The sequence below is a fragment of the Corynebacterium sp. UMB4614 genome (assembly GCF_030217065.1).
In the GTDB taxonomy this organism is placed as follows: domain Bacteria; phylum Actinomycetota; class Actinomycetes; order Mycobacteriales; family Mycobacteriaceae; genus Corynebacterium.
This window is the reverse complement of the sequence record NZ_JASONC010000003.1, coordinates 18534-30790: the sequence shown is the minus strand read 5'-3', so window position 1 is coordinate 30790 and position 12257 is coordinate 18534. Positions and strand designations below refer to the sequence as shown.

8 protein-coding genes and 1 tRNA gene are annotated in these 12257 nt (G+C 66.6%); 6 read left to right on the top strand and 3 right to left on the bottom strand.

The features are described 5' to 3' along the window. Nucleotides 1-99 precede the first annotated feature (99 nt). Nucleotides 100-1173 (top strand): TrkA family potassium uptake protein, encoded by a 1074-nt coding sequence (locus QP413_RS02190; protein ID WP_012359758.1) that lies wholly within the window; start codon nucleotides 100-102, stop codon nucleotides 1171-1173. Then, a complete protein-coding gene (locus QP413_RS02185) occupies nucleotides 1174-3393 on the top strand; it encodes an ATP-dependent DNA helicase UvrD2 (RefSeq protein ID WP_284780372.1) in 2220 nt (739 codons plus the stop codon). 112 nt (nucleotides 3394-3505) lie between these two features. On the opposite strand, the gene QP413_RS02180 is transcribed toward QP413_RS02185, so the two are convergent. Next, nucleotides 3506-4480, bottom strand: a complete 975-nt coding sequence (locus QP413_RS02180; protein ID WP_284780371.1) for a hypothetical protein — start codon at nucleotides 4478-4480, stop codon at nucleotides 3506-3508. Nucleotides 4481-4655: 175 nt separating this feature from the next. On the opposite strand from QP413_RS02180, the gene QP413_RS02175 reads away from it, so the two are divergent. Beyond that, the gene (locus QP413_RS02175) at nucleotides 4656-5252 is read left to right on the top strand and encodes a M48 family metallopeptidase (RefSeq protein WP_284780369.1); all 597 of its coding nucleotides are present in this window, start codon (nucleotides 4656-4658) and stop codon (nucleotides 5250-5252) included. On the opposite strand, the gene QP413_RS02170 is transcribed toward QP413_RS02175, so the two are convergent. Next, complete coding sequence (locus QP413_RS02170) at nucleotides 5249-6874, bottom strand: zinc-dependent metalloprotease (protein ID WP_284780367.1); 1626 nt, start codon at nucleotides 6872-6874, stop codon at nucleotides 5249-5251. The two genes, QP413_RS02175 and QP413_RS02170, sit on opposite strands and share 4 nt — an antisense overlap. A gap of 183 nt (nucleotides 6875-7057) precedes the next feature. On the opposite strand from QP413_RS02170, the gene QP413_RS02165 reads away from it, so the two are divergent. Further along, the gene (locus QP413_RS02165) at nucleotides 7058-8134 is read left to right on the top strand and encodes a PDZ domain-containing protein (protein ID WP_284780365.1); all 1077 of its coding nucleotides are present in this window, start codon (nucleotides 7058-7060) and stop codon (nucleotides 8132-8134) included. Between the two features lie 25 nt (nucleotides 8135-8159). Here the strand turns inward: QP413_RS02165 and QP413_RS02160 are convergent, their stop codons facing one another. Then, entirely contained in the window at nucleotides 8160-8696 is a 537-nt protein-coding gene (locus QP413_RS02160; protein WP_043951981.1) for a PPA1309 family protein, read from the bottom strand. A gap of 141 nt (nucleotides 8697-8837) precedes the next feature. Here QP413_RS02160 and QP413_RS02155 point away from each other — a divergent pair, with 141 nt between their 5' ends. After that, nucleotides 8838-11840 carry a UPF0182 family protein gene (locus QP413_RS02155; RefSeq protein WP_284780477.1) on the top strand — a complete coding sequence of 1001 codons (3003 nt, stop codon included), beginning with the start codon at nucleotides 8838-8840 and terminating at the stop codon, nucleotides 11838-11840. Between the two features lie 184 nt (nucleotides 11841-12024). Further along, a tRNA-Met gene (locus QP413_RS02150) sits at nucleotides 12025-12098 on the top strand. Nucleotides 12099-12257: the final 159 nt, after the last annotated feature.

Sequence of the window (12257 nt, the reverse complement as noted above, 5' to 3'; positions counted from 1 at the left end):
CTCGGGGCAGGGGCGGGCCGACCCACGGGCCGGGCGTCCAGTAACTGCTGGGGCAGGGCACGAACCCACCCCACGAAACCCATCTGAGGATAGGAAGTCATGCGGTTTAGAATGCGGGAACGCTTCCAGACGGAAGGCGAACTTGACGGTCTCCCGCCGCACGCGCTGCTCAACATCCTCCGCCTGCCGGAGGAGGAATACCGCAGCCCCTGGCGGCTCATCGGCCGCCGCATGCTCTACGCCCTCGGCCTCATCCTCGGGGTGGCGCTGCTGACCTACCGGGGCAGGGCGGGATACACCGGCATCGAAACCTTCATCGACGCGGTGTACTACTCAACGATCACCCTGTCGACCACCGGATACGGCGACGTCACCCCGGTCAGCCAGCAGGAACGCCTCATCACGGCCCTGATCGTCACCCCCTTAAGAATCGTCTTCCTCGCCCTGCTGGTCGGCACGACGCTGACCGTGCTGACGAAGGAATCCCGCCAAACCTTCATGATCCGCCGCTGGAGGAAAAGAATGCGCAACCACACCATCGTCATCGGCTACGGCACGAAGGGCCGGTCTGCCGTGGCAGCCCTCCTCGCCGACGGCGTCTCCCCATCCCAGATCGTGGTCGTGGACCTCGACCGGGAAGCACTCGACCTCGCCAACGCCCAGGGTCTGGTCACCGTCCACGGCTCGGCGACCCGCTCCGACGTGCTGAAACTCGCCGGTGTGAACCGCGCCCGGGCCGTCGTCGTCGCCCCGAACCAGGACGACACCGCCGTGCTGGTCACCCTCTCTGTCCGAGAGATCGCGCCTTCGGCCACCATCATCGCCAGCGTGCGTGAATCCGATAACTCCCACTTGCTGCGCCAGTCCGGCGCGGACTCCGTGGTGGTGTCAAGTGAGACCGCCGGCCGCCTCATGGGTCTGGCGACCGTCACCCCATCCGTGACTGAAATGATGGAGGACCTGCTCTCCCCGGACGAGGGCTTCTCCATCGCCGAACGCCCCGCCAAGGAAGAAGAGGTCGGCGGCAACCCGCGCGTGCTGGAGGACATCGTGCTTGGCATCGTCCGCTCCGGCGCGCTGTACCGCATCGACTCCGCCGAAGCCGAGACCGTCGAACCGGGAGACCGCATCCTCTACGTCCGCGGCATGGGCAACCTCGAGGAGGGAGAGTAATTGGAGACCAGGGACCACCTGGATCCGGAACAACTACGCGCAGCAACCGCCCCCCGCGGGCCGGTCGCGATCATCGCGGGAGCGGGCACCGGCAAGACCCGCACCATCACCCACCGCATCGCCCACCTCGTGGATGGCGGCTTCGTCAACCCCGACCAGGTGCTGGCCGTGACCTTCACTTCCCGGGCTGCCTCCGAGATGCGGGAACGCCTCGCGATGATGAACGTCGCGCGCGTCCAAGCCCGCACCTTCCACGCCTCCGCCATGCGCCAGCTCGGATACTTCTGGCCGAAATACGCCGGCGACCTGCCGTGGAAGCTCGTGGACTCCAAGTTCCCGCTCATGTCCCGTGCCGCCCGAGGTGCGGGCCTGGATCCCACCACTACGCTGCTCAAGGACCTGATCGGCGAGGTGGAGTGGTGCAAATCCTCCCTCGTCGTCGCGGAGGACTACCCGAAGGTCATGGTGCCGGAGCGCCGCGACTGCCCCGTGAGCCCCGAGCAGTTCATCAAGGTGTTTAAGAACTACGAGCAGCTCAAGGCCACGCCCGAGGGCATGCTGCTGGACTTCGACGACCTGTTGCTGAATATGGCCGCCGCCATCGAGTCCAACGTCGGTATCGCCGAGGAGTTCCGCTCCCAGTACCGCACCTTCGTGGTCGACGAGTATCAGGACGTCACCCCGCTGCAGCAACGCCTGCTTGATGCCTGGCTCGGCGAGCGCGACGACCTCACCGTCGTGGGCGACGCCAACCAGACCATTTACTCCTTCAACGGAGCCAGCCCCAGCTACCTGCTGGACTTCACCACGAAGTTCCCCGAGGCCACGACCGTGCGCCTACACCGGGACTACCGTTCCACTCCGCAGGTCGTGGAGCTAGCCAACGAGGTGATCGGCAAGGCCAAGGGCCGGGCCGCCGGGACCCGGCTGAAGCTGGAGGGCCAGCGCCCCGACGGCCCGGAGCCGGAGTTCGTGGAGTACCCCGATGAGGTCGCAGAGGCCAAGGGGGTGGCGGAGAAGATCGCCCAGCTGATCAAACAGGGCGTGCAGCCCGCCGAGATCGCGGTGCTGTACCGCATCAACGCCCAGGCCGGTGCCCTCGAGTACGCCCTGGAAGAGGCCGGGATTCCGTACCAGGTCAAGGGTGGAGAAGGGTTCTTCTCCCGCGCTGAGATTCGCCAGGGACTGGGGGCGCTGGCGAAGAGCGCGCGGAACTTCGGCGGCCAGCCAGGCGGCGGGCCAGGCGGCGGGCCGGATGCCGGACCCGGCGGACCCGGCAGCGCTGGCGGACAAGGCGGCGCTGGCGGACAAGCCAGCGCTACCGGCGCGGACAGCACAGGCCCGGAGACCCGGGAGGAGATCCTCAACGCCGCGAAGGCGGCACTCGCCCCGGTGGGACTCACCGCCACCGAGCCCAGCGGCGCGCAGGAACGCCAGCGTTGGCAGTCCCTCAACGCCCTGGTGGAGCTGATCGAGGAGATCCTCACCGCGAACCCGCAGATCAGCTACCTCGGGGTCATCGGCATGCTGCAGGAGCGGGTGCGTTCCAAGAATCCGCCGAAGGTGCAGGGCGTGACCCTGGTCAGCGTCCACATGGCCAAGGGCCTGGAGTGGGACGCCGTCTTCCTCGTCGGCCTCTACGAGGGCATGTTTCCGATCCACCACGCACTCAAGGGCGCAGGTGCCGCCGACGCGATCGAGGAGGAGCGCCGCCTGCTCTACGTCGGCGTGACCCGCGCCCGAGAGCACCTTCACCTCTCGTGGGCCCTCGCCCGGCAGGAGGGCGGCAAACAATCCCGCGTGCGCACCCGCTTCCTCGACGACCTGGTGCCGTGGGAGGACGAGGACGACGGCGAACTGGCCATCGATCTGGACCAGGCGCGACGTCGTCGGAAAACGGGCGCCCCGAAGAACGCCTGCGCCGTCTGTGGCACGCCCCTGTCCACTCCGGAGGCGAAGATCCTCGGCCGCTGCGGGCAGCACTCGCTGGAAACCGACCAGGTGGTCATCGGGGAGCTGCGGCAGTGGCGGCTGGAGACCGCGAAGTCCATGGGTGTTCCGGCGTACGTGGTGTTCACGGACGCCACGCTGCTCGCCATCGCGCAGCGGATGCCCGCCAGCCCCGAGGAGCTCATCCAGGTCCCGGGCGTGGGGCCGATGAAGATCGAGCAGTTCGGGGAGGACGTCCTCGCCATCACCGCGAACTACGCCACGGGATAATGGTGCCCGCGGGCTAGCTGGGTGGGCAGGGGAGGGGTGCTACGACCGGGATAGGGCTGCCGCGGCTGGTGGTGCAGGTGCGCTCCGAAGCCGGGAGCCGGGGCAGCAGAGCCTAGCGAGTCACATCCAGCCCGAGCCCAGCCTCTGCCATGCGGCACAGCACGCACTCCGGTTCGCGCCGCACCTCCTCGGGCTGGATCGCGAAACCGGTGGTGTCGAAGAACTGCCGCTGGGTGAGCAGTGGTGGGAGCGCGGCTGGGTCCGAGCCGGCATCGCGCCAGGGGATGATGTGCTCCCGGATGATCTGGGTGGTGATCTCCGCCAGCAGGCCGTGCTCCGCAGTGGTGTAGCTGACCGGCCGGGCAGTGGCCTGCGCACGGGTGCTGCGCCACAGTGCGTCGCGCTCCAGGTAGGCCTGGTCGATGCAGCTCAGGCAGGCGGTGCGCCCGGGGATAATCAGTGGGCCGAAGGTGAGGTACCCGTCGATCACCCCGGTGGGATAGTGGGGGATGAGCTTTTCGTGCAGCCAGAACTGCACATCCGGTGGCGGGAAGAGCCCGCCCGGCAGGATCAGGACGTCCTTGCGGGCCGTACGCCCCTGGCTGGTGGTGACCTGCCCGGACCGTGCCTCGCTGGTGGTGCGTGGCGCCTCCAACCAGTCCACCTTCACACCGTGGGTGAAGAGGGCATCGGCGAGGGCCAGGGAGGGCTTGCCGAAGCGCAGCAGCGGGATAGCCTGATCCTCAGCGGCGACCAGTACCCCGGCCCGGGCCAGCTCCTCGGCGATGGAACCCGCCTCAACAGACGTGAAGCCGCAGTAGCCCAGGGTGGCGGCGAGATCCTCGGCGGTCATGCCCGCGCGAGCCTGCATCATCACCTGCAACACCTGGCCGGGATCCACGGCGGCCGGCACCGGGAGGATCACTGCGTTGCCGGGGTGGATACCGAACTGGATGCTGCGGTCTGGCCGCAGCAGCACCGCCGTGCCCGGGCGGAGCACCATCCGGGCAGGCGGACCGGAGCTGGCTGTGGCATTCGCGGTTCGCGAGCCCTGCGGCCTGGCTTTTTCGGCGGTTGCGTGCACCATGATTCCCCCTCGGATCTGCAGCTCCCCTGAGGCGCGGCCCGATCCGCGCCCGGGCGGCCCCCGCCGCCCGCGTGCTGTGTCTGCGCAGAATTCTAGCCACGCGGGCACCGGGGCGTGGGCAAAGTGCGAAACCGCGAAGGATTAGCGACAAGCGCGGCGGCTAACATGTGCTTCCATGACCAGAGCCCAGCCCACCGCCACGCAACGCAAGGCCCAGCAGGCCGCCGCGCGGCTCAGCACCCCGGCCCGCCCGGTGGAGGTGCGGCTCTCGGCGCGGCGGAAGAAGACCATCACCGCCCGCTGGGAAGGGCAAACAATCGTGATGCTGGCTCCGGCCGCGATGGGCCTGGAGCGGCTGGTGGCCGCGGGGGAGGGGCTCATCGCCCGGCTAGAAAAGAAAGCCACCCGCGCCACGAACCACAAGCGCAGCGACGAGCAACTCCAGGCCCTGGCCGAGGCCCTGAATGACAAATACTTAGGCGGCCAGGCGGAATGGACGTCCATCACCTGGGTGGAGAACATGACCACCCGTTGGGGCAGCTGCACCCCCAGCACCGGGCGCATCCGCATCTCCCACCGGCTTAAACAGGTGCCGGATTACGTCCTGAACTCCGTGATCATCCACGAACTCGTGCACACGTGGATCCCCAACCACGGTGCGGACTTCTGGCACTGGGCTAGCCGCGCGCCACAGCTCGAGCGGGCCCGCGGCTACCTTGAGGCCTATCAGCGCTGGGGCTGCCCGGGCGACGGCCCGGAACCGCAGCCTTAATCGTCCTCGTCGTCCTCAGACTCCGAGCCCTTATCCGGCTTATCGTCCTGCTCTGGGCGGCGGCGGTTGGTGCGCTCCTCGCGCGGCCCGCCCTGGCGGTTCAGCTCCGCCTCCAGCTTCTCGATCTCGCTGATCGGGTCGAAGTCCTCGTCCTCGCCGTCGAAGGCCACCTTGCCGATGAATCCAGCCGGGTTGTCCAGGTCTTTGGCCAGCGGCAGCAGGTCCGGGTGATCCCAGATTCCGTCGCGCTTCTCCGCGCCCACGGCCTCGTCCAGCTTGTGCCACAGACCAGCGGCATCGTTGGCGCGCGGCGCGAGCAGGGAAATGCCCACGGTCTTGCTCAGCGCCTCCATCTCCGGGGACTCGGTGTTGCGGTAAGAGGACCACGCCGCGGTGAGGATCGACGCATTCGGCATCCGGTCCGCCAGCGCCTGGCCGACCACGTAGTCCACCCAGCCCTCCACGAGGCTCAGGCTAGTCTCCAGCCGCTCGCGGGCGTGCGCGTTCGCGGACACGACCTTGGGGGAGAGGTCCTGGCCCTGCATCTGAGCCATCATTTCCTGCATCTTTGCGGGATCATTCATGGACTCCGGGTTGAACTCCCGCATCGCCTCCTCCATCGCGGAGGTATCCAGCGCCAGCCCGCGGGCGAACTCCTCAACATCCAGGATGAGGCGCTCGGCCAGCCACGGGACGTGCTTGAACAGGCGGTGGTGTGCGGCCTCGCGGGTCGCCAGGTAGATCAGCGCCTCCCGCTTATCCGTGCCCAGCTTCTCGGCCATGGACTCCAGTTGTGCGGTCGCCACAGCCGCCACGTTGCCGCTTGCCAGTGGCATACCCCACTGCGTGGAGTGGCTGACACCCGTCGCCAGCTCGCCGAGTGTGTGGCCCAACTGCATGGAGAAGTTCATCGCGTTGACCTGGCGCATGATGCCGGCCAACCGGCCCATCTGATCCCGCATCTCCTCCGGGATCTCGCCCATCGCGGCCTCGCCGAGCTTCTCCGCCAGCGGGGTGAAGATCCGCTTCCACGTCTCGAGCGTTTCCTCCAGCCACTGCTCCGGGCCGAAGGCGACGGAGCCGGTCGCGCCCGCAGGCAGCGTGGTCGCCCCGTCCAGCCACAGCTCCGCGAGTCGCACGGATTCCGCCACGGCCTGGGAATCCGACTGGCTCGGCGTGCTGGACCCCGATCCGCGCTGGGGGCCAGCGCCGAAGCCGAAGAACAAACCGCCGAACGGGTGCTGCCCACCCTCGCTGGCCTGCTGCTTGCTGCGGATGTGCTGGCGAGCGGTGCGCTCCACCATCGAATAGTTCACAGCATCATCTGCGCCCGTGCTGTTCAGATCCGCGCCGAAGCCGCTAAACATCGAGCCGAACTGGTTCAGCAGGTCGCCGAGATTCCCGCCGCCGAAGCCACCGCCGAAGGGATTCGACTGCTCAGAACCACCCGAGCCCGGGCTGCCGAAGAGGAATTCGAAAGGATTATTGCCTCGACCGTCGCCCTGGCCGCCACGGCCGTCGCCACCGTTCTGACCATCCTTGTGGTCATCATCGTCGCGGCCGTTGTCGTCGCCGTTGCCACCGTTGTTATTGGGGTGCATGCCGAAGCCGAAATTACTCATGCCAACAACCTTACTGATCGCAGCGGACAGCGCCCCACCAAAAACCGCCCGTTCCGTGTGCTGTGAGCGAACGGTCCCGCCATCGCTTCCCGTCACCCTTTCCATATTGAGGACGTCACCCCGCACCCACCGCCCGGCCTCGCCTCAACCCAGCAGTCCCCACGAGCAGGTAGGGTATGAACGATGAAAATCTGGAACCGTCGCAACCGAACGATCGCGCTGGGCGCCGCCCCGGTCGTCGTCTTGGTGACCCTGCTTGGCCTGCCGAGCATCCCGGGCACCGATATCGACCTGACGGTTCCCTACGCGGCAGAGGGCAAGGGGCCGACCTTCAACACCCTCGGCGAGGAGGGCGGCAAGCAGGTCGTCGAGATCACCGGTGCGGAGACCAATAAACCCGCCGGTCACCTCAACATGACCACCGTCTCCGTGCACACCAAGCTCACGCTCGGCCAGGCGCTCGCCCGGTGGCTGACCACCGACGACACCCTCGTGCCGATCGGGCAGATCTTCCCCGCGAATAAGTCTCCCGAGGAAGTCCAGCAGCAGAACCAGGCGGCTTTTGCTGCCTCGGAATCCAACGCCACCACCGCGGCGATGAACTATCTCAACAAGCCGCTGGAAACCGCCGTCATCGACGTCCTGGACGACGCGCCGGCAGCCGGAAAGATCAAGGTCAACGACGTCATCCGCGAGGTTGGCGGCCGAACCATCACCACCCCCGACGAGCTCGCACGGGTGGTCGGCGAGCACTCACCGGGCGACGAGATCGACGTCCTGGTCGACCGGCAGGGCAAGGAGGAGACGGTGACCGTCACGCTCGGCGAGCCACCGAAGCATCTCCAGCGGGCCGAGCAGGGCTCCGCCTTCCTGGGCGTGACTTCTGTATCCCAGCCCGCGGGTGAGATCCGCGTGCGCTATAACCTGCAGGACGTCGGCGGCCCTTCCGCGGGACTGATGTTCTCCCTCGCCGTCGTGGACAAGCTCACCCCGCAAGATCTGACGGGTGGCGCGTTCGTCGCGGGTACCGGCTCCATCGATGCTGCCGGCCAGGTCGGCGCCATCGGCGGGATCACCCACAAGATCCGCGCGGCCGCGGACGCCGGGGCCGAATACTTCCTGGTGCCCGCCGGTAACTGCGCCGAGGCGCTCACGGTGGAGGACGCCGGGCCGAAGCTGGTGAAGGTCGACTCCCTCGAGGACGCGGTCAAGGACCTGGAGGGCATCCGCTCCGGCGGCGACTTCGACACCTGCAGCTAGGGCGCAGCGAGGCCCTAGCGAGGCCCTAGTCCACGAAGGTGGCGCGCAGCGCGGCGATCACGCCCGGCGCAATATCCTCCCCGCCCCGCAGCTCCACGCGGTCCTGGCCGAAGGGATCGGCCGCGAGCTCCTCCTCGGTCGGGCGCAGCTGCAGCAAGGTGCGCTCGGAACCATCGCCCGCCGCCGCGGCGCCGTCCCGGGCACCCGCGTCCAAGATGCCGCTGAACAGTCGTGCCTGCTGCGGGGCTGCGTCCTCGCCTAGGGAGGAGTCCACGAAGGAGATCTCCTGGGCCAGGATCGCGCCCACCACCTGCGCAGGCCAGCGGATGGAGGCGACGAACTCGCCCAGCTCCTCCGAGCCGGGGCGGATGTGCTCCGGCAGGTCGTCCTGCACGATCAGGGAGAGCGGGTTGCGGTCCTCGGTGAGTTCCAGGGCGTCGGCGACCAGCTCCGTCGGAACGAGGGCGAACAGGGTGGCGGGGCGATCCCAGCCCTCGGCCTGGATGAAGTCCACGGCCTCCATGAGGGCGGCGTTCAAGATGCGGTCATCGTTGAGGTTCATGGCCGCGAGTTTAGCCCGCCGCCCCATATGTGGCGGCAGCCAGCATCGCTAGGGGCAAAAACTCATTTCGCGAGGGAAGTTTTACTACGTATCCTGGACTGTTAGATCTGATTCTGCGTAGGAAGTAGTGAACCCTTGAGTATGTCGGCACAGCCTCCATCTGGCGCCTCATCTGCAAATTTCACGCCCTCGCGCCGTTCCAAGATTATCGCCGGCCTGGTCATGGCGCTGGGCGTGGCGTTCTTCTTGGTGCCCATCGTGGTTGGTGCGTACACGGACTGGCAGTGGTTCCGTGACCTGGAATATCAGGGCGTATTCTTCAGCGTCATCGTGACCCGCGTGATTCTATTCCTGATCTTCGGTCTGGTTGCGGGGGCGATCGTCTGGCTCGCGGCCTTCGCCGCCTACCGCAAGGGGCCGACCAGCCTGGAGTCGCTCGGCTCGGCCTCGCCATTGGCCGCGAACCGACCGACGATCCGGCAGACCGTCCGACCGATGTTGGTGTGGCTGCCGATCCTGGCGGGCATCGTCGTCGGCTTGGTCTCGCAGGGCAACTGGCGCCGCGCGATGCTGTTCTGGAACTCCTCTTCCTTCGGGGTGGAGGACCCGCAGTTCGGCAAGGACTTAAGCTTCTACGCGTTCAACCTGCCGATGCTGAACCTCATCCTGGGGATGCTCAGCTTCATCATCATCATCGCCTTCTTCGTCAACGGCATTGGCCACTACCTGCTGGGCTCCATCACCACCGGTAACCCGCGGGTGGGGGAGAAGGCCAAGGTCGCCCCGGTGGCCCGCCGCCAGCTGGCGATCATCGCGGGTATCTGGATGATCGTGAAGGCTGTGGGCTACTGGTTCGACCGCTACGACCTGCTCAACCGCCAGCACGACACCTTCACCGGTGGCTCCTACACGGACATCAACGCCGTGCTGCCCGCGAAGATCGTCCTGCTCGTGGTCGCGATCTTCGTCGCCGCCCTGTTCTTCCTCACGATCGTGATGAAGGACCTGCGCATCCCGGCGCTCGCCGTGGCCCTGATGCTGCTGACCTCCCTGGTCGCCGGCGTAGCCTGGCCAGCAATCCTGGAGCAGTTCTCCGTCGCGCCGAACCGCGCGGAGAAGGAGCGCGAGTACATCGCCCGCAACATCGACGCCACCCGCCACGCCTACGGACTCGGGGACGATAACGTCACCTACGAGCGGAACTGGGGCACCAAGCAGGGCGGCAAGAAGGCGGAGCGCTCCATCGCCCAGGACGACGTCACTCTCTCCAACATCCGTCTTCTCGACCCGCAGGTTCTGTCCCCGACGTTCACCCAGCAACAGCAGCTGCGTAACTTCTACGGCTTCTCCGATGAGCTCGCCGTGGACCGCTACGAGGTTGATGGCAAGATGCGCGACTTTGTCGTCGCCGCTCGTGAGCTGAACCCGAACACCCTGGAAGGTAACCAGCAGGACTGGATTAACCGCCACACCGTCTACACCCACGGCAACGGCTTCATCGCCGCCCCGGCCCGCAAGGTCGACGAGGTGGCCCGCGACGTCGGTTCCGCCCGCGGTGGCTACCCGGTCTACACCGTCGCCGACCTGCAGTCCCTGGAGCGGGGTCGCCAGGGTGGCGAGCTGGAGCTGGATCTGAAGCAGCCGCGTATCTACTTCGGCCCGCTGATCGCCTCCAACCCGACGCCGAACTCGGACTACGCCATCGTCGGCCGTACCGGTGGCAACCCGCTGGAGTACGACACCGAGGACAGCAACTACACCTACACCGGTAAGGGCGGGGTGGACGTCAATAATCCATTCAACCGCCTGATGTACGCCGCCCACTTCGAGTCGATGAACCTGCTGCTCACCGACCGCATCGGCGAGGACTCCCGCATCCTGTACAACCGCGACCCCCGCGAGCGCGTGCACAAGGTTGCACCGTGGCTGACCACCGACTCGAAGACCTACCCGACCGTCATCGACGGCCGCATCAAGTGGGTCGTCGACGGCTACACCACCCTGACGGATCTGCCCTACTCCGAGCGCACCAGCCTGACGGAGACCACGACGGACACCACCAACCCCGATGGTGTCCGCCGTGAGCAGCTGGTCACCGACAAGGTCAGCTACATCCGTAATTCCGTCAAGGCCACCGTCGACGCCTACGACGGCACCGTCGAGCTCTACGAGTTCGACGAGAAGGACCCGGTGCTGAAGGCCTGGCGTGGCGCTTTCCCGGACGTCGTGAAGCCGAAGTCCGAGATCAGCGACGAGCTGATGGCGCACATGCGCTACCCAGGTGACATGTTCAAGGTGCAGCGCGAGCTCATCGCCCGCTACCACGTCAGTGACCCGGGCGTGTTCTTCCAGAACGACGCCTTCTGGTCTGTGCCTTCCGACCCGACCGCCAAGGAGAACAAGGGTGAGCTGGCGCAGCCGCCGTACTACGTGGTCGCCGCCGACCCGGAGACGGGCAAGCCGAGCTTCCAGCTGATCACCCCGTTCCGTGGTCTGCGTCGTGAGTTCCTGGCTGCGCACATGACCGTCTCCTCCGACCCGGAGAGCTACGGCAAGATCCACGTGCGCGTGCTGCCGACCCAGACGCAGACCCAGGGTCCGAAGCAGGCACAGGACACGATGATGTCCTCCGACGAGGTCGCCCGTGAGCGCACCCTGCTTGAGGGCACCAACGACGTCATCAACGGCAACCTGCTGACCCTGCCGGTGGGCGACGGCCAGGTGCTCTACGTGGAGCCGGTGTACTCCAAGCGTAAGGACCAGGAGTCCGCGTTCCCGAAGCTGCTGCGCGTCCTGGTGTCCTACAACGGTCAGGTCGGTTACGCGCCGACGATCGCCGAGGCCCTGGAGCAGGTGGGCATCGACCCGGCTGCCGCCACGGACCTGGAGGAGGTCGACGGTAGCGTCGTGGATCCAAGCAAGGGCGACAAGAAGGACGAAGGCGAGTCCGGTAAGGACGAGGACAAGGGCCAGGAGCAGGGCTCCGGGGCGGCTGGTCAGCTGCCACAGGGCGACGCTGCCGCCAAGGTCCGGGATGCGATGGACAAGGTCAACCGCACCCGCCAGTCCGGCTCCTTCGAGGAATTCGGTAAGGCGCTCGACGAGCTGGATAAGGCCGTCCGCGAGCTGCAGTCCCAGCAGTAGGGGCAGGCTGGGTGACCGGATGGCGACCCAGTAGCTAGCCCGCTGATCGCCCGTTGGTCGCAGCGCTCGATGGAAGAGTGCAGGCCAGCGGGCGATTTTGCTTTTGTATGGAGCCTTGTTAGGCTAGTCGATGTTGCAGACAGAGGTCAGCCAAGGAATTGGTTGAGTCTGTACTCGCAAGCGTCGCGGGGTGGAGCAGCTCGGTAGCTCGCTGGGCTCATAACCCAGAGGTCGTAGGTTCGAATCCTGCCCCCGCTACTAAGAGCAAGGCCCCTACCAGTGGAAACGCTGGTAGGGGCCTTCTTCATTTTGTGCTGAAATCGCCATTTGGTGCACTAGATGGTGCACTAGGCTCAAAATCCTGCACCATGTACGTTGGTGACACTTCAACAGTTTTGGCGGCGTTAAGCGATGGTG

Bases quoted from the DNA above. Each gene is read 5' to 3' on its own strand.
- QP413_RS02190 (WP_012359758.1), top strand. From the start codon at position 100: ATGCGGTTTAGAATGCGGGAACGCTTCCAGACGGAAGGCGAACTTGAC.
- QP413_RS02180 (WP_284780371.1), bottom strand. From the start codon at position 4,480: ATGGTGCACGCAACCGCCGAAAAAGCCAGGCCGCAGGGCTCGCGAACC.
- QP413_RS02175 (WP_284780369.1), top strand. From the start codon at position 4,656: ATGACCAGAGCCCAGCCCACCGCCACGCAACGCAAGGCCCAGCAGGCC.
- QP413_RS02170 (WP_284780367.1), bottom strand. From the start codon at position 6,874: ATGAGTAATTTCGGCTTCGGCATGCACCCCAATAACAACGGTGGCAAC.
- QP413_RS02165 (WP_284780365.1), top strand. From the start codon at position 7,058: ATGAAAATCTGGAACCGTCGCAACCGAACGATCGCGCTGGGCGCCGCC.
- QP413_RS02160 (WP_043951981.1), bottom strand. From the start codon at position 8,696: ATGAACCTCAACGATGACCGCATCTTGAACGCCGCCCTCATGGAGGCC.
- QP413_RS02155 (WP_284780477.1), top strand. From the start codon at position 8,838: ATGTCGGCACAGCCTCCATCTGGCGCCTCATCTGCAAATTTCACGCCC.